A 23611-nucleotide genomic window follows, 5' to 3' on the forward strand; every position below is an offset into this window, starting at 1 on the left:
CCGCCCGGCAGGGGCGACCGCGCGTCGGTGCTTTCTCAGAAGCCGGCGCTCACCCGGGTGAACGCCCAGTCGGCCTGCGCGATGCCGGAGCAGTTGCTGACCACGCCGCCGCCGGCGCAGCCGCGGTCGCGGTTGACCGCCCAGAAGGCGAACCGGGCCAGGCCCTTGCTCTTCGCGTAGTCACGGATCCGGGTCCAGGTGTCGACCGAGGTGACCTCCTGCTGGTCGGAGAGACCGTTCATGCCGGAGATGCCGATCCGGGAGTACGCCTGCGCGTCGGTGTATCCGAACGTCGACTTGAGCACGTTCTTCAGACCCTCGGTGGCGCCGACGGTGGAGGCGTACATGTCCGCGCCGCCGCTGAAGTCGAACGGCATCTGGGTGAAGATGTCGATGTTCGCGCCCTTCGCCTTGGCCTGCTGGATCAGCCGGACACCGTGGGCGTTCGGGCCGGTCGTGGTGGTGCCGAAGGTCAGGATGGTCTTCACGTTCGGGTTGCGCTGCTTGACGATCTTCAGCGCGTCGACGATCCGGTCGGCGACGACGTAGTTCTCGAACTCGTCGGTGTTCTCGATGTCGATGTCGATCGCCTTGAGCTGGAAGGTGTCGATCACCTTCTGGTACGCCCCGGCCAGCGCCTCAGCGGTCGCGCAGTTCGGGCCGAGCTTGTTGCCGCTCCAGCCGCCGATCGACGGGACCACGTCGGCGCCGGCCGCCCGGATCGCCGCGATGGTGCTCGCGTGCGCGCCGCCGGTGAGACCGGACGAGCCGTCCCACGCCGGGTTGCAGCCGTTGCTGGCCAGCACGAACGAGATGGTGAAGGCCTTGATGCCGGTGGCCTGCACGACCGTCGCCGGGGCGGGCGGGTTGCCCCATCCCGGGTAGAGGTACGGCGCGGCCGCCATCTTGGTGCCGGTGGCCGGCGGCGGGGTGGTCGGCCCCGTGGTCGGCGGGGTGGTGGGCGGAGTCGTACCGCCGCAGGCGCCGTTGTTGATCCAGACGTCCCACTGGCCGCTCTTCAGGACCGGGTCCTCGCCCTGGGTCCACCACTTGGCGGTGTAGTTGTTGCCGCCCTTGGAGGCGACGTTGTCCTTGACGTAGACGGCGGACGAACTCCAGGCCGGGGCACACGCGGCGGCCGCGCTGGAGGTGGCCATCGGCAGGATCGCGGCGGCTGCGGCGACCGCGCCGACCGACGCCACGAGGGCGATTTTTCTGCTCAGCTTCATGAGAACCCCAGTCAGGGAAGAGTCGCGAGGTGCGGGTCGATGGTGTTGGCCCAGGCGTTGCCGTTTGTCACATCCCAGTTGATGGACCAGGTCATCGCGCCCCGAATGCCGGGATAGGTGGCCGGCGGCTTGAACGTGCCGCAGTTGGTGCCCTTGGCCAGGCAGTCGAGGGCGGCGTTGACCACGGACGGGGCGACGTAACCGCCACCGGCGGCGCGGGTGCTGGCCGGCAGGCCGAGCGCGATCTGGTCGGGGCGGAGCCCGTTCTGCAGCGGGATGCAGGAGAGCGCGGTCAGGAAGTTGATGTTGCCCTGGCCGTACGCCGCGTTGTTGTCACAGCCGAGCATCGCGCCGGAGTTGTAGTACTGCGTGAAGACGACGGTGAGGATGTCCTTGATGTCGAGCGCGAGCTTGAAGTACGAGGACTGCGGGTTCTGCATGTCGATGGTCTGCGGCGCCATCGTGATGATCAGGCTGCTGCCGACCTTGGTCCGCAGGCTGCGCAGCGCCTGCGCCATGTAGGTCGGGTTGAGCCCGTTCTCCAGGTCGATGTCGACGCCGTCGAAACCGTAGGTCTGGATCAGCCGGTGCACCGAATCGGCGAACGCGGTGGCGGCGGTCGCGCTGTTGACGGCGACCGTGCCCTTCTCGCCACCGACCGAGATGACCACCTTCTTGCCGCGCTGGTGCAGCGTGGCGATGTCGGCCTTGAACTGGGCATCGGTGTAACCGCCGACCGCCGTGGCCAGGCCCGGGTCGAGGTTGAAGGTGACCGCACCGGCCGTGCTGGTGGCGTCGGCGAACGCGACCGCGATCAGGTCGTAGGTGGCCGGGACGGCGGCGAGCTTGAGCGGGGCGGCGCCGTTGTCGAAGTTCTGCCAGTAGCCGGTGAGGAAGTGCTTCGGCAGCGACCCGGCCGGGGTGCTGGGCGAGGTCGACGGCGACGAGCTGGGCGAGGTCGACGGCGAGGTGGAAGGTGACGAGGAGGGGGAGGACGAGGGCGAGGGCGAGGTGGACGGCGAGGGGGAGGGGTTGGTGCCGCCCTCACAGACGCCGTTGTCGGCCCACACGTCCCACTGGCCACTGCGGACCGCCGGGGACTCGTTCTGCGTCCACCACTTGGCGGTGTAGTTGTGCCCGTTCTGTGAGGCGGTGTTGCCGCCGACGTAGACCGCGGACGCGCTCCACGCGGGTGCGCAGGCCACGGCGGCCGCCGCGTTCCCCGCGAAGTAGGTCGCCGCGCCACCGGCGGCCAGCGCGGTGACGGTGGCGAGTATTACCGATCTGGAACGCCGCATCGGAGTCCTTCCATGGATGACCTGGGGATGGCATCAATGTTTAGGACTGTTAACAGTGAATGTAAAGGGGCCGAACCTTAAACTTCCTGAAATCGAGGCTCATCCCTGGCGGAGGGTGTCCCGCCGGTCGTGCGGGCTCATCGTCAGGAGATGGACGAAACCTATGCGTACCGCCAGGCAGCGGTCGCCGCCCGCGACCGTGGCCACATCCTGTTCGCCCGGACCATGGGCTACGTCGCGGGCACCACCGCCCTGTTCGCCCTCGGCGCGTACCTCGGCCGGAACCTTCCCGCCGGCTTCGCGTTCCTGGCCTACCTCGCCTCGTTCGCCGCCCTGATCGCCATGTACTTCACCGTCCGGAAGTCGCAGTCCACGACGGTCGCACTGCTCGGGGCGTTCGGCCTGCTCACCGGGGTCGCGCTGGCGCCGACGCTGGTCTACTACGCGAGCACCGACCCGCAGGCACTGTGGCAGGCCGGTGCGGCGACGGCGATGTTCGTGGCCGGTTTCGGCGCGGCCGGGTGGGCCACCCGCCGGGACCTGTCGGCGCTGGCCCGGATCTGTTTCTGGGCACTGGTGGCACTGCTGCTCTTCGGCATCGTGCTGATCTTCGTCAACATCCCGAACGGCGCGCTGATCTACTCCGTGCTCGGCCTGGTGATCTTCGCGGGCTTCATCATGTTCGACTTCCAGCGGCTGCGCCGGTCCCGCGACATCGACTCCGCGCCGCTGCTGGCCGCCTCGATCTTCCTCGACATCCTCAACGTCTTCCTGTTCTTCCTGAGGATCTTCCGGAGCCGCTGACGGAGCCGGCCGCTGACGGAGCTAGCCGTTGACGGTGTACGCGGTCAAAGTGCCGTTGTCCGAGTCGTAGAGCACGCCACCGGTCACGATTGACCGGAAGGAGAGCCGTGGCGTGCCGGTGATCACCCTGCCCGTGGTGGCGTCCAGGGCGATGCCGGCGGTGTAGACGACCCCGCCGGCCACCGTCGCCGCGAGAGCGCCGTGATCCGGCAGGTCGCTGCGCCACAACTGTTTCCCCGTGCGGCTGTCGAGGGCGACGATCCCGTTGTCGTCGGAGCAGTAGACCCGGGTGCCGTCGACGGCGACCACCCCGTCGTTGTCCGGCGCCGTCCAGAGGACCCTGCCGTCCCTGACCGATACCGCCTCCAGATCGTCCCCGTCGCCACTGCTGCCGTAGAAGACGTCGCCGGCCGGTGACGCGGTCCCGGTGGACAGGTTCCGGGTGACGGTCCATCGTGTCGCACCGGTGGTGACGTCGAACGCCACCGTGCCCGTGCCGTTCACGTCGCGCCCGGTGACGGTGCCGTTCGCGGATGTCACGTCGATCCTCCGGCCTTCCTTCCGCCACGCCTCCTTACCGTCGCTCACCCGGACGGCGACGGTTGCGGTGTCGTTGTAGATGTCGCTTCCGGCGGTGACGACCACGCCCTTGTCGATGACGATCTCAATGATCAGCGGAGCGGTGGCCCCGCTCCAGAGTTCCTTGCCGGTGCGTACGTCCAGTCCGATCAGCCCGCTGTTGGGGTCGCTCATCGATTCGCAGTCGGTGTAGCCGGCGACGAGCACCCCGTCAGCGACCGCCATCGACGGCGGGGAGTTGGAGGAACCCACCCAGTCGTGGCTCCACAACTTGGCTCCGTTGCCGGTGGCGTAAGCCGAGATCCCCAGGTAGTCACTGATGAACACACGGCCGTCGGCGACGATCGGGTCGCCGTAGGAAGAGCATGACTGGTCCGAGCGCAGTTCCACCGACCACTTCTTCTTGAGCCGGCCCACGGTGGCCGGCGTGATCACGGTCTCGTGCGGGTTGAACGAACTGTTCTCGGCGTCGTAGCCGAAGTGATCCCAGCGGGGCGTCGCCGGCGCAGCGCCGGCCGGGGTGGCTGCCGCGGCGACAGCGAGGACGAGGGCTGCGACAACCGCGGCGGGGGTACGGACGAAATCGTGCACGAAAGTAAGTAAAAACCGTAAGACGGCGCTGAAGCGGACTTTTACCCGAACGGCGACGGGGCGGCGGCGAGCCCAGAGATCGATTAGGGTCTCCGCGGTGATCGGCAGACTACTCAACAATCGATATGGGGCGGCGCTCAGCGGCATCGCCATCTTCTGTTTCGGCATGTTCGGCCTCGGCGGTGACGAGGTGAAGTGCGGCGACTCGGTGATGAGGCCGGGCGACGAGTGTGTCGAGACCCGCAAGGGCAACTCGACGACGCGCACCTTCGAGGAGCAGAAGTCGCACGACGAGCTGTTCCGCTACGGCGCGATCGGGGTGGGCGCCCTGATGTTCGTGGTCGGCACCGGCCTGATCGTCAAGCGGCACTTCCTGGACGGCCGTGGTGACCAGCCCGTTGCGGCGGGCGACGGATACCCGCCGGTCCCGCCGCAGCCCCAGCAGGGCCACCCCCAGCAGGGCTATCTCCAGCAGGGCTACCCCCAGCAGGCCCAGCAGTCCGGCGCGCCCCCGCAGTGACCTGACCCCCCGGATCCGTCACCCCGCACGGGGTGACGGATCCGGTGCCTTCATCAGGCGTAGGTGTACGTGTTCCGGTGATCGAGAACGGCGGCCGGCGTGACACCGGGCCACGGCTGCATCGTCTCGTTCAGGTCGATGACGCCGGACGTGTTCGCACCCGGCACGTAGTGGCCGTTGTCGAAGCCCCACCGGGTCTGCCACCGCGACCACAGCCGGTCGATGTTGCAGTGGTGCAGCCAGAACACCGGGTCGTTCGGTGAGTCCTGCTGGCCCATGTGCCCGCCGACCCAGACGTGCACCGTGTTGTGCAGGTTGGGTGTCTGCCAGCCCTCCATCCGGTTGCGCATGCCACCGGTGGCCGAGCTGTTCCACGGCGCGGCGTCGTAGGCCGCGATGTTGAGCACCGAGTTGACCTGGGCCGACGTGGGCAGGGTGTTGGTGCCCATGGCCCGGCGCAGCGACGTCGACGACGACGGGCTGACGGTGATGCGCCAGTTCGACGCGCCGGCGAACGGGCCGGTGGCGACCGCGCCGTTGCCGCCGGAGCCGTTGCCGCCCATGAAGTCGGCGGTGAACGGGGCGCCGGTGGTGGTCCGGTCGGTGGTCCAGTCCCAGTACGGGACGTTGACCGCCGGGTCGATCGCCTGGAGCGCCTTCTCGAATTCGATCAGGTACTGCCGGTGCCAGGGCAGGAACGACGGGGACTGGTGGGCGTACCGGATCCCGCCGACCGCGGCGAAGTAGTTGATGTGCGTGGTGACGAACCAGTCGTAGTTGCGGCCGGTGGTCTGCGCCTTCAACTGTTTGACGGCGGCGACGAACGCCGACTTCTCGGTGGTGGTCAGGTCGCGCGCGTTCTTGCGGATACCCACCGGTCAGCTCCCGTGCTCGTGGCCGACGCCGGCCATGGCGGTCAGTTCGGTGTCGCCGAGGACGTCGACGGCGCGTTTGGTGAGCTCGAGCAGGCCACCCCGGTTGCGGCCGGTGTCGATCAGGACCGGCTGGTAGTGGTTGATCGCGCTGATGAAGCCGACCGTCGCGCCGGGCAGGTCGACCTCCATGACGGCCAGTCGCCGGTCGTTGATCCAGACCTCGTGCGATCGGGACCGGCCACGGGCGAGCGACCGGACCTCCTGGGCCCCGACGTGCACGCCCCGGATCCGCTTGCCGCGGTAGTCGATTTCGAAGTCGCGCGGGTCCGCTCCGGCCGCCGGTGTGGCGAGCATTTGTGCGCCGGCGACTCCACTGGCGACGGCCGCGGTGGCGGCGCCGTATCGGAGCACGTCTCGTCTATTGACAGACATTGATGGCGTCATTGTGTGAGCCCCTGAAGATTTGTTTCTAATTGCCTTTTGGGCAGCTCGGAGCGGGTCCCCCTCCGCTCGGCGGAACCGAACATACATGAGTGTCGCAACGTTCCCAGGAATGGTGGCGCAGCACACAGGAGCCCGTTCTTAATGCCTTAACGATTGTTTAACCGTGGGCATATTTCGGCGCTGAAATCGTCGGTCCACAAAGGTCTGTGCCAGGTGTGCCCGGGATCGAGCCGGAAGAAGCTGTTATCGACGGTTCCGGAACCCGTCGCCATTGACTGACGACCATCGAACTCTTAACAATGTTTGCAAAATTTGGCACCTCTCCCCCAGGAGGATCCCCATGCGTGGGATACGCACTCTGCTGGGCGCCGCCGTCGTCGCGGTAACGCTGGCCGGCAGCCTGACGATCGCCTCCCAGAACGACACGGCGGACGCCGCCGTCGGGCCGGTGACCTGGTCCGACGAGTTCAACGGGGCGGCCGGCGCGGCGATCGACGGTGCGAAGTGGAACTTCGACGTCGGCGGTGGCGGCTACGGCAACAGCGAGCTCCAGTACTACACGAACTCCACGAACAACGTCCGTCAGGACGGGCAGGGCCACCTCGCGATCACCGCCCGCAAGGAGAACCCGTCCAACTTCCAGTGCTGGTACGGCACGTGCCAGTACACCTCCGGCCGGATCCTCACCTCCGGCAAGTTCACCCAGCGCTACGGCCGGTTCGAGGCCAGCATCAAGGTGCCGAAGGGGCAGGGCATCTGGCCGGCGTTCTGGATGCTCGGCGACAACCTGGGCAGCGTCGGCTGGCCGCAGTCCGGCGAGATCGACATCATGGAGAACGTCGGCAAGGAGCCGAACAAGCTGTACGGCACAGTGCACGGCCCCGGCTACTCGGGCGGCAGCGCGATCGGCGGCAACCGGACCCTCTCCGCGCCGCTCGGGGACGCCTTCCACTCGTACGCCGTCGAATGGTCTCCGAATCTGATCGTCTGGTACCTCGACGGCAGTGAGTACTTCCGGGTCACCCCGGCCTCGCTCGGCGGCCGCCAGTGGGTCTTCGACCACCCGTTCTTCCTGATCCTGAACGTCGCCGTCGGCGGCAACTGGCCGGGCAGCCCGGACGCCTCCACCTCGTTCCCGCAGACCATGCTGGTCGACTGGGTGCGCGTCTCGGCCTGGAACGACTCGACCACCCCGCCCCCGTCCGGCGGCAACGCCCTGAAGAGCAACCTCAACGGCAAGTGCATCGACATCCCCGGTGGTACGCCCAACGACGGCGCCCGCCTGCAGATGTACGACTGCAACGGCACCGGCGCGCAGCAGTGGGCGTTCAACGGTGACGGGACCCTGCGGGCGCTCGGCAAGTGCATGGATCCGGCCGGTGGCGCGCTGACCAACGGCACCCCGATCCAGCTGGTCACCTGCAACGGCAACCCGGTGCAGCGGTTCACCCTTTCCGGCGCCGGCGACCTGGTGAACATCTCCGCCAACAAGTGCGTCGACATCGGCGCCTGGAACCCCGACAACGGCGCCCAGCTCGTCCTCTGGGACTGCACCGGCGGCGCCAACCAGAAGTGGACCCGGGCCTGACCCGATCCGTGAACGACGAAGGGGCGCCGCGATCCGCGGCGCCCCTTCGGTTCGTCCAGGCCTAGCTGTTCATGTTCACGATGCTCGGGTTGTCGATGAGGAACTGGGCGACCCGGTCCTCCCTGACCGACTTGAAGAAGTCCTCCGCGGTGGACAGCGGAAGGAACTCCTCACCGAGGTAGCCCTGCTGGCCCGGGCCGGTGAACTTGCCGCCGCCGGGCAGCTTGATCGTGACCATGTCGTCGACGTTCACGTCCTTGAGCGCCAGCGCCCACTCGATCGGGCTGTTGCCGCCACCGGCGAAGGTCAGCGACTTGCCGGCCGCCTCCAGGATCTTCGTCATCTTGCCGACGTCGGTGACGACGCCGCTGCTCATCGCCTCCTTGGCCATGGCCTTGATGAACTGCTGCTGGTGCCGCTGCCGGTCGTAGTCGCTCATCGGGACACCGGCGTTCGGGTAGCGCTGGCGGACGTAGTCGAGCGCCTGCCACGGCTCGAGCCGGACCGCCTTGCTGCTCTTCTTGTAGAACGCCTGGGGCCCCGTGTACGGGTGGTCGCAGTTGGAGGTGACCGGGCAGCTCGCCTTGCGCGGCCGCTGCTTGCCCTCCGGCGTCAGGTGCTCCGACTTCACGTCCATGTCGATGACCATGGACACGCCGCCCAGGGCCTCGACCATGTCCTTGAATCCGCCGAAGTTGATGATCGCCGCGGCGTCGAACTGCTCGATCCCGGTGAAGTTGCGGACCGTCTTGGAGAGCAGCTTGAAGCCGTTGGTGACGTCGATCTTCCCGTCGACCTGGCTGCCCAGCGCCATCGCGGAGTTGATTTTCCCGCGGTGGGCACGGACCCCGGACTTCGAGTCGGCCGGAATATCCACATAAAGGTCTCGTGGCATGGAGAAGAGATACGCCGTACTCATATCGGCCGGGATGTGCGCGATGAGGATCGAGTCGGACAGCGGCGGCGTCTCCGGCTTGCGCGGGTCGATGCCGACCAGCAGGAGCGTCAGCGGGCCCTTGATCTCGGTCTTCTTCGTCGCGGCCTGGGCGGCGTCGCCCTCCAGCAGGCCCTCGTCGGTGATCCCGCTGGTGTATTTCGCGATCAGGGTCTGGCCGGTGACCAGTGTCCCGCCGCTCACGATGAGGAGCACGGCGCCGAAGGCGGCGCAGAGGCGGGCCCACAGCGGTGTGCGGCGTTTCGTCGACTTGCGCAACCGGTCTCCTAGCCCCACTCCGACATCGAACACGCATGATCCCACGGTCAGGCAACACCGAGGCAACCGTCTCTGGGGCCGACGTGACCGGTGCCACCTTAGTTGCAGTACGGCTCGAAGCCCCACCGGGTTCGATCGGCGGTATTTACTTATACAGTTAACAGTCCTAATAATTAGCCATGCGTCGATCCGTTCTCCTCGCGTCGGCGGCAACCCTGGCCGCCGCATGCTCACTCGTATATGTCGCCTCCACCGCGAGCGCCGCCGTGGCATGCGCCCCGGCCTGGAGTTCCTCCGCCGTCTACGTCAAGGACAACGTCGCCTCCAAGGGCGGCAACAACTACACCGCCAAGTGGTGGACCCAGGGCGAGGACCCGGTCCTGAAGAGCGGCCAGTGGGACGTCTGGATCAACAACGGCGCCTGCGGCGGCACCACCAACCCGTCGCCGTCGACATCGCCCTCCACCAGTCCCTCCACCAGCCCGTCGCCGTCGACGTCCCCGTCGGCCAGCCCGAGCCCGTCGACCTCGCCGAGCACCCCGATCCCGGTCGGTGGCCTGCCGAAGCACGCGCTCATCGGCTACCTGCACGCCAGCTTCGCCAACGGCGCCGGCTATCTGAAGATGGCCGATGTCCCGGCCGAGTGGGACATCATCAACCTCTCCTTCGGCGAGCCCACGAGCGTCACCTCCGGCGACATCCGGTTCACCCTCTGCCCGGCCACCGAGTGTCCCGGTGTGGAGACCGAGGCCCAGTTCATCGCCGCGATCAAGGCGAAACGCCAGGCCGGCAAGAAGGTGCTGCTCTCCATCGGTGGCCAGAACGGCCAGGTGCAGCTCACCACCACCGCGGCACGCGACAAGTTCGTCAGCTCGGTCAGCGCGATCATCGACAAGTACGGGCTGGACGGCGTCGACGTCGACTTCGAGGGCCACTCGCTGTCGCTGAACACCGGTGACACCGACTTCAAGAACCCGACCACCCCGGTCATCGTCAACCTGATCAGCGCGTTGAAGTCGCTGAAGACCCGCTACGGTGCCGGATTCGTCCTGACGATGGCCCCGGAGACGTTCTTCGTCCAGCTCGGTTACCAGTACTACGGCTCCGGCCCGTGGGGCGGACAGGACCCGCGCGCCGGGTCGTACCTGCCGGTCATCCACGCCCTGCGCAACGACATCACCGTGCTGCACGTCCAGGACTACAACTCCGGCTCGATCATGGGCCTGGACAACCAGTACCACTCGATGGGCGGCGCCGACTTCCACATCGCGATGACCGACATGCTGCTGGCCGGCTTCCCGGTCGCGGGCAACACCGCCAACGTGTTCCCGGGGCTGCGTGAGGACCAGATCGCGTTCGGGGCACCCAGCTCGGTCAGCGCGGGCAACGGCTACGTCGCGCCGGCCGCCATCCAGCAGGCGGTGAACTGCCTGGTCAAGGGGCAGACCTGTGGTGGCTACACGCCGCGTAGCGGTCTCAACCCGGACTTCCGTGGCCTGATGACCTGGTCGATCAACTGGGACCGGTTCTACAGCTGGGAGTTCAAGAACAGCCACGAGCCGTTCCTCAACGCTCTGCCCTGATTTTCGGCGGACCGATGAGTTCGTGTCGGTGGCCCGGTCTACTTGACCGAGACCACCGACACGAAGGGGCCGCCACCATGGCAAAGGTCATCTCCACCCTGTTCATCTCCGCCGACGGCGTCGCCGAGATCGACCCGGCCTGGCACTTTCCGTACTTCGACGAGAACATGGGCCGCGCGGTCACCGAGGACTACGAGACCTCCGACGTGCTGCTGATCGGGCGGAACACGTACGACAGCTTCGCCGGAGCCTGGCCCGACCGGGAGGCCGCCGGGGGCGACGACGCGCCGTTCGCCAAGCAGCTCGGCGACACCCGCAAGGTGGTCGCCTCCCGTCAGGACCTGACGTTCACCTGGCGCAACTCGGAGCTCATCGACGGCGACCTGCTCGACGCCGTGCGCGGGCTGAAGGCGGACGAGAGCATCAAGGGCATCCTGATCCCGGGCTCGCTCGACGTGGTGCACCAGCTGCTCGCCGCCGGCCTGATCGACGAGCTGCGACTGCTCATCCACCCGGTCGCGGCCGGCAAGGGCGACAAGCTGTTCGTCGACGGCGCCGCCGTCCAGCACCTGAAGGTGCTCGCCACCGAGTCCTTCCCGACCGGGGTGATCCGGGTGATCTACGCGCCCGTCGAGCCGCCGGCTCCGGCCGGATACGAGGACGTCAAGGACTTCCCCGAGGGGAAATAGATCAGCGCACGCAGCGGGCGTACCCGGCGCTGATGTCGCGGTAGTTGGTGTAACCGTCGTCATAGTTGAGCGCCCACCGGCGGTCCGGTTCCGGCTCCGACCGGTCCGACGTCCAGTACCAGCCCTTCTTCAGGGTGTCCGGGAATGCTCCGGTGTCGATCGCCGGAGCCACCCGGGAGTCGTCGACGGTGGTCGCCAGCTCCCGCAGCGTCGGGAGCCGCCACGCGCCGCCGCCCAGTTCCAGAGCGTCGCAGTACGCGGTGGCCTGCGCCGCGGTCATCTCCTTCGAGGTGGCGCGCTGCCAGGTCAGGCCGGTCTCCGGGTCGGTGACCTGGCCCGCCGCGACCCGGTAGCCGGGTCGTCCGGAGCCGCCCGCGGACCGTACGCACCGGGCGTTGAACTCGCCGGTCTGGAAGGCGCCGTTGCTGGCCAGGCCCTCGTAGAAGTTGATGATCCAGGCGCGCAGCGGGGTCTTCGTGACCGCCCACGGCGTCGAGGTCCAGAAGAACCGCGCCGGCGTGCCGGGGAAGGCCTTCGTGTCGATCGCCGGCCCGGAGCGCGAGACGTCGACGATCGACATCAGCTCCACCCGGGTCGGCAGATGCCAGCCACCGCCGCCCAGCTTCGCGCAGTAGGCCTTGGCCTCGGCGAACGTGTAGACACCGGGCGCCGGCGTGCCCTGCCACTCCAGGCAGGTGACCTGGTCACGGACCGTGCCGTTGGCCAGTTTGCGGTAACTCGCCGTCTTCACGCTCGGCATCGGCCAGCTCGCCCACCGGCTCGCCCGGCCTTCGCCGCCGCATCCGGTTGTGGTGCTGCTCTGGCTCGGCGTCACGACCGCCTTCGGCTTCGCCTTCGATGGCGAGGGCGCGGGGGAGGCGCTGGTCACCGCGGGCGAGGCGATCACGCTCGGTGCGACACTCGCGGTCACTTCAAGTTCCGACCTGGAGGAGTACGCGAAAACGCCGCCGACAACCACAGCGACGGCCGCCGCCGAGGCGACCAGTGCCTTCACACCGCTCCGACCCGCTGTCCCGGCACCGGATCCCGCCGCGCCGCCCGCGCTCTCCGCTCCGCCCCCGCCGTTCGTGCCGCCCGTGCTCTCTGTGCCGCCCGTGCCTTCCGTGCCGCGCAACGCTCCGCCGGCCGTGGCGGTCGGGATCGGCACCAAGGCGCAGCCGACCAGTAGTTGCTCCACTGCGATCCCGCCGCGTGCCTCTTCCGGACATTTCTGGCATTCCCGAAGGTGGCGATCGATCCGTTTGCGCCACAGTGGACCGGGCCGCTCGTCCCAACCGGCGATCGTGGCGTCCAGCTCCGGGCAGCGGGTCCGGGCTTCGAGCGCTGCGACCAGCATCCGGCACCTGTCGAGCTGCGCCCGCATCCGCTGGATCCGGACCGCCGCATAGGCCGTGGTGGTGTCGAGAGCCGCCGCCACCTCGCCGCGGTCGAGTTCGCCGGCCGCCTCCTGCCACCAGAGCGCGAGCACCCCGCGGTCCTCGTCGTCGAGCCAGCGCGACGCCTCGGCGACCTGTCGGCGCTCCCCGGTGAGCCGCAGGCGCAGGATGGCGAGTTCCTCGAAGTCGGCGGCCGGCCCGGGCACCGTGGGCAGCACCGCCACGTGCGCGGCGGCCGCGGCCCGCTCCCGATGGGCGTGGATCTGCCGCATCGCGATCGTCAGCACCCAGGCCCGGATGTTCTGCGGTTGCCGCAGGCCGGGCAGATCACGCAGCACCAGGAGCATGGTCTCCTGCACGACGTCCTCGACGTCGGGGTGCCCGTTCAATGCCCGGCCCACCACGTTGTGGACCAGCGGCAGGTAGCCCTCGGCGACCTGCTCCCGGGCCGGCCCGTCGCCGCGCTGGGCGGCCGCCACGACGCGGTGACTGATCCTCATGACGGGGCAGCGTATTTATCCCGCAATGTCATGGTCAACGTTTTCGCAGCTCCGAGAAGTGCGGGTGCTTTCCACCCGTACGCATATCAGTTTTGCTTGGTCTCCCAGAAGATCTTGGTGATCTCCTCGATCTTCCCGAGCAGCTGGTCGGCGACCGCCGGGTCGATCGAACCCTTCGCTCCGCCGGCCCCGGCCAGCTTGGTCGCCTCGTTGAAGAGCTGGTGGAGCTGCGGGTACTTCTCGAAGTGCGGGGCCTTGAAGTAGTCGGTCCAGAGCACCCACAGGTGGTGCTTGACCAGCTCGGCCCGCTGCTCCTTGATGAGGATGGCCCGGGTGCGGAACTCGGGGTCGGTGTTCGCCTGGTACTTCTCGGCGATGGCCTTGATCGACTCGGCCTCGATCCGGGCCTGGGCCGGGTCGTAGACGCCGCACGGCAGGTCGCAGTGGGCGCTCACGACGGTGCGCGGGGTGAACAGTCGGGGCAGTCGCATCAGAATCCGTCTCCGTGGTGGGTGTGGAACTCGCGGTCGTGGTGCACGAGCCGTCCGTGGGCCGAGCCGAGCAGCACCTCGAGCACCGTGGCGACGACCACCGTCGAGTCGCCGACCGGGACGAGGTGCAGCGGCGCGACCCGGAGGCTCGCCTGGGCGCCGGGCAGGAACGGCTCACCGGTCGGCCACACGTCCCATCCCTGCTCACGAGTGAAACGTGGCCCGTCCGGGCGGGCGAAGTCCCGCGCCAGGCCGGTGTGCTCCGGCCCGAGCAGGTTGACGGTGAGGCTCGGCGCGGTCAGGATCGCCCGCGCCGAACGTGATCCCATCACCGAGAACGACAGAGCCGGCGGACTCAGCGACACCGAGGCCACGCTGGACGCGGTCAGCCCGGCCGGCCCCCGTGACCCGCCCGCGGCGATCACCGCGACCCCGGTCGGATAGCGGCGGAAGGCGTCCTTCAGCCGCTGCCCGACTTCGGTATCGATGCTGCTCAACACGGTATCCCTCGTCCCTGCCCACCCGACGGCAACGACGTTAGAACCTCAACCTGAATTGAGGTCAACCCACCTCAGCGGTGATAGGTGAGCTCCGCGCCGGTGGTGACGTTGCCGGCCCGGTCGTGGGCGCGCAGCTGGACGGTGAAGGTCGTCCCGAATTCCTCCGGGGTCACCGTGAAGTCGTAACCGGCCTCCGTGTCGGTGGCCACCACCGCGCCGTCGACCAGCAACTCCACCCGGTCGATGCCGTTGAGGTCGGAGGCGTCGGCGGTGATCTGCACCGGACCGGTCAGCGTCGACCCGTCCTCCGGTGCCGCCGTGATCTGGAGGTCGGCGGCGACCGTGTCGTTGATCACGACGCGTTCGGCGACCGTGGTGAGGCCGCGCCGGTCGGAAAGGCTCCACACGATGGTGTACGGGCCCTGCTCGGTCGGGTTGACGATCCAGCTCAGCGGCGAGTCGGTGGGAGTGCCGTCCTTGACCGAGATGTTGAAGAGCCCACTCTCGTCGCTGGCGAAGATCCGGGTGACCGTGCTGCCACGGATCAGGGTCTGATCCGCCGGGAGGAGCAGGTTGACGAACGGAGGGGCGTTGTCGATCAGGAACTTCCGGGTCTGGTCCCAGTTGTTGTCCGCGTGGTCCCGGATGATCAGCTGGACCTGTGTGATGCCGTGCAGCGGGCGGGTGTCCCAGGACAGCACCCACGGGGCCTGGGTCGTCTTCGCGAGAGTGTTGCCGGCCATGTCCTGGATCTCGACTCGGGCCAGATCGTCGTCCCGTGGGCGGAACTCGACGGTCGTGATCCCGCCGATGTTCGTCATCGCGGCGGGGTAGACGATCGTCGACGGGGCCCTCAGGTCGACCCGGATCGGGGTGCTCGCCTCCCCGACGTTGCCGTCGACGTCGTAGGCCCGGACCGTGAAGGTCACGTTCCTGTCGTGGAAGCCGTTCACCCAGAAGGTCAGCGCCTCAGGCACCGGCGCCGTGAACGTCGCCATGACGGTGGTCTCGTAGATGACCTCGACCTTCGCGAGCTCCGCGCCGTCGGCGTAGACCGGGTGGATCGTCGGGTGGTTGCCGACGAGTTGGCCCGCCGTCAGGCCGGTGCCCACCACCAGCGGATCGGCCGGCACGGCGTGCGCCGGTGAGGCGCTGAGCAGGAGAGCCGCGGTCGCCGCGGCCAGGGCAGAGAGCAGTTTCACTTCGGATACCCCCGTCGTCTGAAGTGGACACTCCTACGCTATCGACCGACCGTGATGCGCGCGACCCGCTCCGTGACGTAACCGGGAAATGAGGTATGCCTATCCTTATCCGCATGTCCGAGGTGCTGCTGCGGCTCACCGGCGTGTCCGTTCGGCACGAGGTGTACGACGAATCCGGTGCGGTGAGCCACGGCGAGCCCCGTCCCCGGGACGTGACCGCAGAGGTCCGCGCCGGCGAGGTCGTGCTGCTGCTCGGGCCGTCCGGCTGCGGCAAGTCCACGCTCACACTCACCGCGAACGGCCTGATCCCGCTCGTCGTCGGCTCCCGCCTGGACGGGACCGTCACCGTCGCCGGCAGGGACACCACCACGACCACCGTGCCGGTCCTGGCCCGCGACGTCGCCATGGTCTTCCAGGACCCGGACGCACAGATCATCACTTCGAGCGTGCTCGACGAGGTCTGCTTCGGGCCGGAGAACCTGCTGCTCCCGGCGCCTGAGGTGCTCGAACGGGCCGAGGAGGCACTGCGCCGGGTCGGCCTCTGGGAACGCCGCGACGACGACCCGGAGCAGCTGTCCGGCGGTGGCCGCCAGCGCCTCGCCGTCGCCTGCGCGCTCGCCCTGCGTACTCCGATACTGGTCCTGGACGAACCCACCGCCAACCTCGACCCGGCCGGAGTCGAGGAGGTCTACCGGACGCTGCGGGAGATCGCCGCCGACCGGGACCGGGCGGTTCTGCTGGTCGAGCACGATCTGGACGCCGCGATCGGCTTCGTCGACCGGGTGCTCGTGCTCGACGCCGACGGGCGGGTGGTCCTCGACGGCCCGGCCCGCGCCACCCTCACCGAGCACGTCGACGAGCTGGTCGCGCTCGGTGTGTGGCTGCCGGTGGCGACTCTGGCCGCGCTGCGCCTGCGGGCCGCCGGGATCACGCTCGACCCGCTGCCGCTGACACCGGGGGAGCTGGCCGCCGCCCTCGACACCGTGCCCGCGCTCCCGGCTCCCCGGGACCGGCGGGCCGACGACGTCGCCGCCGAGACCGCGATTCTGGTACGGGACCTCACCGTCACCCGCGGCGACCGGCCCGTCCTGCACAGCGTGTCCCTGCGTGTCGCCGCCGGCGAGTTCGTGGCGGTGGCCGGGGCCAACGGGGCCGGCAAGACGACGCTGGCCCAGGCGATCGCCGGGGTGGCCGGCACCCGGCCCGGGACGGTCGAGGTGACCGGGCCGGCCGGGTTCGTCTTCCAGAACCCGGAGCACCAGTTCCTCACCAACCGGGTCGACGACGAGTTGGCGTACGGCCTCAGAGTCTTGAAACTGCCGCAAGCCGAGATCGACGCCCGCGTCGGCGCACTGCTGGACCGGCTGGGGTTGCGCGAGTTGCGGGCCGTGCATCCGTTCCTGCTGTCCGGCGGCCAGAAACGCCGCCTGTCGGTCGGGACCGCGCTCGTGACCAGGCCGAAGGTGCTGGTTCTGGACGAGCCGACGTTCGGGCAGGACCGGCAGCGCGCCGCCGAACTGCTCGACCTGCTCGACGCCCTGCACCGTGACGGCACCACCGTGGTCGTGGTCAGTCACGACATGCACCTGGTCGCCGAGTACGCGACCCGCCTGATCGTGCTCGCCGACGGCCGGGTGATCGCCGACGGGACCCCGTGCGACGTCTACGCCGACGACACGGTGCTGGCCGCCGCCGGGCTGCGGCCACCGCCGATCGCGCAGGCCGCCCGGGCGCTCACCCGTCATCCCGGCTGGCACGGTGTGACCCGGCTGGCCGACCTGCCCGCACTGGAGCCGACCCGATGAGCGACTCGGTCCTGTCGTTGCGCTCCTACAACCCGGTGGTCAAGGTGCTCGCCCCGGTGCCCGCGATGATCGTCACGGCCCTGTCGCGGGACCTGTGGACACCGGCCGTGTTCGCCGTGATCGCGCTGGCCATGCTGCTGATCGGTGGTGGGCTGCGTGGCCGTACCCTGCTCGCGGTCGTCGGCGGCCCGCCGCTGCTGGTGGCGCTGCTGACCCTGTCGTTCGGCGTGTGGACCGACCCGGACCTGGTCGACCACACCAGCGCGCTGCTGACGATCGGGCCGTTCACGCTCTGGTCGGGTGCGCTGGAGACCGGGCTCGCGACCGGCCTCCGGGTGGCCGCCGTGATGCTGCTCGCCCTGCTCGCCGGGCTCACCACCGACGGGACCGACCTGGTCCGCTCGATGATCACGCACCTGCGGATGCCCTACCGGATCGGGTATGCGGGGCTCGCGGCGATGCGGTTCGTGCCCCGGTTCCGGCGTGACCTGGAGATCATCCGGCTGGCGCACCGGGTTCGCGGCGTGGACGGCGGGCGCGGGCCGGTGCCCACACTGCGGCGGTACAACGGGTACGCCGTACCCCTGCTGGCCGGGGCGATGCGGCACGGCGACCGTGTCTCGCTCGCGATGGAGGCGCGTGGGTTCGGGGCCTTTCCGGTCCGGACCGAACGCCGCCACGTCCCGCTCCGCCCCCGCGACGCCGTCCTGGCGCTCTGGCTGTTCTTCGTGTGTCTCGTTCCCCACCTGCTGTCTGGAGTCCTCGGATGAAGTCGTTGACCACCCGCTATCTGATGGCGTGCGCGGCGATCGGCGCCGCCACCGGCATCCTGCTGATACCCGCGTTCTTCGTGTCGTTCGCGATCGCCGCGACCGTCCCGCTGGCCTACGCCGCGATGGCCGGCGTCTGGTTCCTCGGTCCGGTCGTCGCGCTCGCGGTGCTGCGGCGACCCGGCGCGGCGGTGCTGACCATGCTTCTCGCCGGGATCATCAACGTGGCCACCCCGGCCGGACCGGGCGCCGTCCTCACCAACCTGATGGTCGGCGCCGCGCTGGAGCTGGGCTTCCTGGTCACCCTCTACCGGGTGTGGCGGCCCTGGCTGTTCTTCGTGACCGGCGCCCTGTTCCAGGTCTACTACGCGATCAGCGCCTACACGTACTTCAACATCGACGACATGACGACGGTGGCGCAGGCGACCTTCTTCGTCCTGCTGTTCGCCAGCACGACGGCGTTCATCCAGATCGGACTCGTCATCGCGAAGCGCCTGATCGCCGCCGGTGTCGGCCGCGGCGTCGCGCCGGTGCCGGCCGCCCGGCCGACGGTGTGACGCAGGTCAGGCCAGGTCACCCGCCGGTCGGCAGTTGCGGATCATGTTGGTAACGGCACGGAGAGCCAGCCGGGCGAACCGGCCCGGTGCTCGGTATCTTCCTGCGCGTGTTCATCGGACGCCAGGACGAACTGCGGGAACTGCGAACCGCTCTCACCGAGAGCGGGATGTGCGTGCTGACCGGCCCACCCGGGATCGGCAAGTCAGCTCTCGCGGCCGCGCTCGCGCTGCCGGGCACCTGGTGGGTCAGCCTGGCCGGCAGCAGCGCCGACCCGGGTGAACTGGCCGCCACCCTCGCCGCCGGACTGCGTGCCCGGATGGGAAACCCGCAGGTCACCGACATCATCGAGCTGTTCGCTGAGCGGATCGCCGGTGAGCCGGAGCCGAGCCTGCTGATCGTCGACGACATCCCGGCGCTGACCGAGGAGATCATCGACCACCTCATCGTGCGTACGGCCGGGCGGCGGCTGCGTACCGTGTTGATCACCAACCGGGTGCCGGGAGTGCCGGCGCCGGTCCTCGAACTCGGGCCGATGGCCGCCGCCGACGCCGCCGAACTGCTCGGCAGCGACGACGCGGACCTGCTCGACGTCCTCGGCGGCCACCCGATGGCGCTCCGGCTCGCCGGTCTGGCCCTGCGCAAACACAGCCCCGCCGACCTGGCCGACCGGCTCTCCGGCGTCGCGTCACCGATCACCGTGCTCCTGCGTGACCGGTTCGACGGGCTCGGCGAGTCGTCGTTGCGGGTGTTGCGGTTCTCCGCGCTCAGCTCGCCCGCGGCACTCCCTCCGGGTGTGTTGCGCCTGCTGCTCGGCCGACCCGGCGCTGAGGAGGCGGTCGAGGAACTGCATCGGGAGCTGCTCGCCGACGGCGCCCTCCGGGTGCACCCGGTGGTCCGTGACACGGCCCGCCGGCATCTGCCGCCGGTGGACTGGACCGCGCTGGCCCGCCGTCTCGCCGACGCCGTCATCGACCACCCGTGGTCCGACCCGGATGAATCCTTCCTGGTCAGCCGCCATGCGGCCCGTCTCGCCGGCCGGCCCGACCTGCCACTGGCCATCGTGGACCGGCTGCACCGGCGGGTGATCACCCTGCGCGAGCCGGTCCTCACTGTTCCGCATCATCGGGAGCTGGCCGAACGCCACTTCGACGACCCGGAGGTGCTGGTCGAGGCGGCCGAGCGGATGCGGGACGTGGGCCAGATCGACGAGGCACGCGACTACGCCGACCGGGCCGGTCCGCTCGCCACCGATCCGGCGTTGCGGCACCGGGCGCGGCTCCTGCTCGCCGAACTCCTCGACGAACTCGGGGACACCGCCCGCGCCGACCACCTGTGGACGCTGCTCACCGGCTCCACCGATACCCAGCTGCGGTTTCTGCGGTCGCGGCGGCTGCGTGGCCGGTACGACGAGGCCCGGCGAGGGCTGGCCGAGTTCATCGACCGGTACGAGATCCGGCACGCCATGTTCGACCAGGTTCAGCTCGCCCATCTGGAACTGGCCCGCAACGAGATCGAGGTCGGCGCCCAGCCGGAGGCACGCCGCCGGGCCGCCCGGGTGATCGCCGCGCACGCCCATCCCGACCTCCAGGGGCACACGACGGTGGCCGAGGCGGTCCGGGTGCTCACCGACGCCCGGCTCACGCCGCCGCTCACCGACCCGCGCGACGACCGGCCGGTCTGGGAGGAGACCGAGTCCGAGCTGCGCGAACTCCGCGCCCGATACACCGGGTCCTACGGACCTCGGCACACCCTGACCCTGTCTCTGGCGGTCGCTCATGGCGAGACGCTCACCGCTCTCGGCCGGTTGGGGGACACCCTTCAGCGTGTACGCGAAGACGTGCTCGACCGTTTCGTCCCGGAGCACCCGGTGCGGTTCCGGGCGGAGATGGTGCTCGGTTTCGCCGCCGCCCGCAGTCACCGCAACGCCGACGCGGCCGAACACTTCGCCGGGGCCTTCCACGGGTTCCGGGCCGTCCTCGGCGACGTCCACCCGAACACGCTCCGCGCCGAACTCGCTCTCGGCGTCGCCCTCAAACTGACCGGCCGGCGGGGCGGGGCGCGGCACATGCTGCACGTGGTGCGGCACGCGCCCGGCAGCGTGGGTATCGGCACCGACCTGTTCCTGCAGAGCGCCTTCGGCTCCGGGTTGAGTGTGTTCCCGTCCTGGTTGTGGCGCCGGTTGACCCCACCGGCACGCGAGTAGGCATCGCTTACTCTCCGCCAGTGTTCTCGTGTGGCCCGAGTGTCGGGAACGAGACGACCTCAACCGCGGAGACATGTCGTCCGTAACCATTCGTAATAATCGCTGGATCGCCCGACGGGTGGTCACTACGGGGGCTGTGGAAGGAGAAGCACTGGTGACGGCATTGGCGGATGCTCGGCGGCGGGCCGGGCTCACGGCGCTGTACCTCGGCATCTTCGCGACTGTCTGGCTCAGCGTGCCGGAGAACGAGCCACCCTGGGATGCGCTGCTGGTGACTGGCAGTATTGCTGCTCTGCTCACGGCGGGTGCGGGTGGTGCGCTGGCGGTCCGGTCCCGTGCGGAGGGGCCACTGTCGCGGGATGCCCTCACCGACCGGAAGTATCTGGTGATCTTCGCGGCTGAGCTGGCGGCTGCCGGGTTCGGCGCGGTGCTGCTCGCGGTGACGGGGCGGTCCGAGGACATTCCGGTGCTCATCGGTGCGGTCGTCGGCATCCACTTCTGGCCGCTCGCTCCGGTGCTGCGCGACCCGGCTCTGCGGGTCCTCGCCGCCCTCGTCTGCACCGCGGCCCTGGCCGGGCTCGTCACCGGCATGGTCTCGTCGGTTCCCCCGGGCGCGGTGGTCGGCACCGGTGTCGGCGTTCTGCTGCTCGGCTACGCCATCGGCGCCCTGATCCGCGGCGGCATGACCCTGAGGGCGTCGCACCCCTGACATCCGGGGCGGCATTGCCGGTGACCACCGCATTCAGCCCGGCGGTCGCGTTTCGGTCCGGTGCCGGGGTCGCGTCGCGGTGTAGCCACGGTGCCCAGCGTGGCCGTACCGAAAAAGGGTTTTAAGGCCTTTCGGTTGTAGGAAAGGGGTTTTTGTCGCCGAAGCCGGTAGGGTACGGGTTTCCAGCACCTAGGACGCGTAGGACCACCTAGGACGGCTCCGTGGAGAAACTGACGAGTTCCGATCCGGCGATGCACGACGTCGACCGGCTCGCCGACTTGTTTCCGGCTGTGGTGACCGAGGTGGCGGACGCGTCCGGGAGACCGACCCGGGTGATCGACTTCGACCTGCTCAGGCAGCGTCTCGGTGATCATGCGGCGGAGGGTGCACCGGAGCGATATCAGCTGGATTGGCCGGGAAAGCGCAGGGCGCAGCGGGCGGCGCGGGAGCCGGCGGCGGGGACGCTGCGGCCGTGGCGGGAGCGGTCCGAGGATTTCGACGGTACGCGGAACCTGTTCATCGAGGGCGACAACCTCGACGTGCTGAAGTTGTTGCAGGAGTCGTTCCTCGGGCGGATCAAGGTGATCTACATCGATCCGCCGTACAACACCGGCAACGACTTCCTCTACGACGACGACTTCTCGCAGTCCAGGGCCGGTTATCTGGCCGGTTCGGGGCAGGTCGACGCGGCCGGGGTCCCGCTGGTGGCGAACCCGGAGTCGGGTGGCCGGTTCCATTCGAACTGGTTGAGCATGATGTATCCGCGTCTGGCCCTGGCGCGGAATCTGCTCACCGACGACGGGGTCATCTTCATCTCGATCGACGACCACGAGATCGACAACCTGCGGAAGATCTGCACGGAGATCTTCGGCGAGCGGAACTTCGTCGCCCAGATCATCTGGCAGAAGGTGTACGCGCCGAAGAACACCGCCCGGTGGTTCTCCGAGGACCACGACTACATCCTGGTCTTCGCCCGGAACCGGGACCGCTGGCATCCGCGCCCGCTCGCCCGCACCGCCGAGATGGAGGCCCGTTACCGCAATCCGGACGGTGATCCGCGCGGGCCGTGGAAGCCGGAGAACATGTCGGCCCGCAACCGGTACGACGCCGGCGTCTACCCGATCACCACACCGTCCGGGCGGCTGATCGACGGGCCACCGCGCGGCAGCTACTGGCGGATCTCCCGGCAGCGGTTCGACGAGCTGAACGCCGACGGCCGGATCTGGTGGGGCAGCGGCGGCGACAACTCGCCGGCGGTGAAACGGTTCCTGTCCGAGGTGTCGTCCGGGCGTACCCCGCAGACGCTGTGGTTCTACGGCGAGGTCGGGCACACCCAGGACGCCAAGCGCAGCCTGCTGCGATATGTCCCGTTCGAGCACACCGCCAACGTGCTGAACTCGGTGAAGCCGGTCGAGCTGATGCAGCGCATCCTGCAGCTGGCCGGCCGGCCCGGTGACGGCGACATCGTCCTGGACTTCTTCGGTGGCAGCGCGACCACCGCGCACGCCGTGCTGGCGCAGAACCAGGCGGACGGCGGCAACCGGCGGTTCATCAGCGTGCAGATCCCGGAGCCGCTGCCGGTCGCCGAGGACGGCCTGGAGTCGATCTTCGAGATCGGGCTGACCAGGGTGCGGAACGTGGCCGCCGAGATGCGGGCGGCCGGGGTCTCGGGCGATCTCGGTTTCCGGGTGCTGCGGTTCGATTCGCCGAACCTCGCCGATCCGCCCGAGGATCTCGACCAGAGCGGTCTGGCGTCGCTGGTGGACCGGGTGAAGCCGGACCGGACCGGCGAGGATCTGCTGTTCCAGGTGCTGCTGGACGCCGGCCTCGACCCGGGTCTGCCGATCGCTGTCACCGACGGGGTGTTCGTCGCCGGTGCCGACGAGCTGATCGCCTGCTTCCGGGACGTGATCACCGAGGACCTGGTCCGGGAGATCGCCGCCCGCCGTCCGCGACGTGCCGTCTTCCGGGATTCGGCCTTCGCCGACGACGCGGCACGGATCAACGCCGACCAGATCTTCGCCGAGCTGTCGCCGTCGACCGACGTGAAGGTCTTGTGACGG

At 69.1% G+C, this 23611-nt stretch carries 21 protein-coding genes; 11 read left to right on the forward strand and 10 right to left on the reverse strand.

Annotated features, from left to right (window positions below; genetic code table 11):
• Positions 1-35: 35 nt before the first annotated feature.
• Both ACFO0C_RS18600 and ACFO0C_RS18605 read right to left on the reverse strand, forming a co-directional pair.
• Entirely contained in the window at positions 36-1229 is a 1194-nt protein-coding gene (locus ACFO0C_RS18600) for a chitinase (protein ID WP_378067916.1), read from the reverse strand.
• An 11-nt stretch (positions 1230-1240) separates the two neighbouring features.
• Positions 1241-2527 (reverse strand): chitinase, encoded by a 1287-nt coding sequence (locus ACFO0C_RS18605; protein WP_378067917.1) that lies wholly within the window; start codon positions 2525-2527, stop codon positions 1241-1243.
• Between the two features lie 150 nt (positions 2528-2677).
• Here ACFO0C_RS18605 and ACFO0C_RS18610 point away from each other — a divergent pair, with 150 nt between their 5' ends.
• The gene (locus ACFO0C_RS18610; RefSeq protein ID WP_378067918.1) at positions 2678-3331 is read left to right on the forward strand and encodes a Bax inhibitor-1/YccA family protein; all 654 of its coding nucleotides are present in this window, start codon (positions 2678-2680) and stop codon (positions 3329-3331) included.
• Positions 3332-3352: 21 nt separating this feature from the next.
• Here ACFO0C_RS18610 and ACFO0C_RS18615 read toward each other — a convergent pair whose 3' ends face one another.
• Positions 3353-4501 (reverse strand): outer membrane protein assembly factor BamB family protein, encoded by a 1149-nt coding sequence (locus ACFO0C_RS18615; RefSeq protein ID WP_378067919.1) that lies wholly within the window; start codon positions 4499-4501, stop codon positions 3353-3355.
• A gap of 97 nt (positions 4502-4598) precedes the next feature.
• On the opposite strand from ACFO0C_RS18615, the gene ACFO0C_RS18620 reads away from it, so the two are divergent.
• A complete protein-coding gene (locus ACFO0C_RS18620; protein WP_378067920.1) occupies positions 4599-5021 on the forward strand; it encodes a hypothetical protein in 423 nt (140 codons plus the stop codon).
• A 53-nt stretch (positions 5022-5074) separates the two neighbouring features.
• On the opposite strand, the gene ACFO0C_RS18625 is transcribed toward ACFO0C_RS18620, so the two are convergent.
• On the reverse strand, positions 5075-5896 hold the full coding sequence (locus tag ACFO0C_RS18625; RefSeq protein WP_378067921.1) for a tyrosinase family protein: 822 nt from the start codon (positions 5894-5896) through the stop codon (positions 5075-5077).
• A 3-nt stretch (positions 5897-5899) separates the two neighbouring features.
• Positions 5900-6307 (reverse strand): tyrosinase family oxidase copper chaperone, encoded by a 408-nt coding sequence (locus ACFO0C_RS18630; RefSeq protein WP_378067922.1) that lies wholly within the window; start codon positions 6305-6307, stop codon positions 5900-5902.
• Between the two features lie 373 nt (positions 6308-6680).
• Here ACFO0C_RS18630 and ACFO0C_RS18635 point away from each other — a divergent pair, with 373 nt between their 5' ends.
• Positions 6681-7928 (forward strand): family 16 glycosylhydrolase, encoded by a 1248-nt coding sequence (locus tag ACFO0C_RS18635; RefSeq protein ID WP_378067923.1) that lies wholly within the window; start codon positions 6681-6683, stop codon positions 7926-7928.
• A 61-nt stretch (positions 7929-7989) separates the two neighbouring features.
• On the opposite strand, the gene ACFO0C_RS18640 is transcribed toward ACFO0C_RS18635, so the two are convergent.
• A complete protein-coding gene (locus tag ACFO0C_RS18640) occupies positions 7990-9192 on the reverse strand; it encodes an LCP family protein (RefSeq protein WP_378068504.1) in 1203 nt (400 codons plus the stop codon).
• Positions 9193-9320: 128 nt separating this feature from the next.
• On the opposite strand from ACFO0C_RS18640, the gene ACFO0C_RS18645 reads away from it, so the two are divergent.
• Together ACFO0C_RS18645 and ACFO0C_RS18650 are read left to right on the forward strand one after the other, a co-directional pair.
• On the forward strand, positions 9321-10724 hold the full coding sequence (locus tag ACFO0C_RS18645) for a chitinase (RefSeq protein WP_378067924.1): 1404 nt from the start codon (positions 9321-9323) through the stop codon (positions 10722-10724).
• Between the two features lie 77 nt (positions 10725-10801).
• Positions 10802-11413, forward strand: coding sequence for a dihydrofolate reductase family protein (locus ACFO0C_RS18650; protein WP_378067925.1), 612 nt, complete (start codon positions 10802-10804; stop codon positions 11411-11413).
• Position 11414: 1 nt separating this feature from the next.
• On the opposite strand, the gene ACFO0C_RS18655 is transcribed toward ACFO0C_RS18650, so the two are convergent.
• From ACFO0C_RS18655 to ACFO0C_RS18670, 4 genes are all read right to left on the reverse strand, one after another.
• Positions 11415-13310: an Lcl domain-containing protein gene (locus tag ACFO0C_RS18655; protein ID WP_378067926.1), complete on the reverse strand. Its 1896-nt coding sequence runs from the start codon at positions 13308-13310 to the stop codon at positions 11415-11417.
• An 86-nt stretch (positions 13311-13396) separates the two neighbouring features.
• Positions 13397-13801 carry a superoxide dismutase, Ni gene (gene sodN, locus ACFO0C_RS18660; protein WP_378067927.1) on the reverse strand — a complete coding sequence of 135 codons (405 nt, stop codon included), beginning with the start codon at positions 13799-13801 and terminating at the stop codon, positions 13397-13399.
• Positions 13801-14298 (reverse strand): flavin reductase family protein, encoded by a 498-nt coding sequence (locus ACFO0C_RS18665; protein WP_378067928.1) that lies wholly within the window; start codon positions 14296-14298, stop codon positions 13801-13803. The genes sodN and ACFO0C_RS18665 overlap by 1 nt, the downstream gene beginning before the upstream one ends.
• A gap of 74 nt (positions 14299-14372) precedes the next feature.
• A complete protein-coding gene (locus ACFO0C_RS18670) occupies positions 14373-15503 on the reverse strand; it encodes an Ig-like domain-containing protein (RefSeq protein ID WP_378067929.1) in 1131 nt (376 codons plus the stop codon).
• 113 nt (positions 15504-15616) lie between these two features.
• Here ACFO0C_RS18670 and ACFO0C_RS18675 point away from each other — a divergent pair, with 113 nt between their 5' ends.
• The 6 genes from ACFO0C_RS18675 to ACFO0C_RS18700 all read left to right on the forward strand — a co-directional run bounded on the left by ACFO0C_RS18675 (position 15617) and on the right by ACFO0C_RS18700 (position 23608).
• Positions 15617-17308 carry an ABC transporter ATP-binding protein gene (locus ACFO0C_RS18675; RefSeq protein ID WP_378067930.1) on the forward strand — a complete coding sequence of 564 codons (1692 nt, stop codon included), beginning with the start codon at positions 15617-15619 and terminating at the stop codon, positions 17306-17308.
• Entirely contained in the window at positions 17305-18078 is a 774-nt protein-coding gene (locus ACFO0C_RS18680; protein ID WP_378067931.1) for an energy-coupling factor transporter transmembrane component T, read from the forward strand. The genes ACFO0C_RS18675 and ACFO0C_RS18680 overlap by 4 nt, the downstream gene beginning before the upstream one ends.
• The gene (locus ACFO0C_RS18685; RefSeq protein ID WP_378067932.1) at positions 18075-18635 is read left to right on the forward strand and encodes an ECF transporter S component; all 561 of its coding nucleotides are present in this window, start codon (positions 18075-18077) and stop codon (positions 18633-18635) included. The genes ACFO0C_RS18680 and ACFO0C_RS18685 overlap by 4 nt, the downstream gene beginning before the upstream one ends.
• A 107-nt stretch (positions 18636-18742) precedes the next feature.
• A complete protein-coding gene (locus ACFO0C_RS18690; RefSeq protein ID WP_378067933.1) occupies positions 18743-20839 on the forward strand; it encodes an AAA family ATPase in 2097 nt (698 codons plus the stop codon).
• 154 nt (positions 20840-20993) lie between these two features.
• On the forward strand, positions 20994-21548 hold the full coding sequence (locus ACFO0C_RS18695; protein ID WP_378067934.1) for a hypothetical protein: 555 nt from the start codon (positions 20994-20996) through the stop codon (positions 21546-21548).
• A gap of 221 nt (positions 21549-21769) precedes the next feature.
• Complete coding sequence (locus ACFO0C_RS18700) at positions 21770-23608, forward strand: site-specific DNA-methyltransferase (RefSeq protein WP_378067935.1); 1839 nt, start codon at positions 21770-21772, stop codon at positions 23606-23608.
• The last annotated feature ends 3 nt before the right edge of the window (positions 23609-23611 follow it).

Source organism: Actinoplanes subglobosus, from assembly GCF_042650585.1.
Lineage (GTDB): Bacteria > Actinomycetota > Actinomycetes > Mycobacteriales > Micromonosporaceae > Actinoplanes > Actinoplanes subglobosus.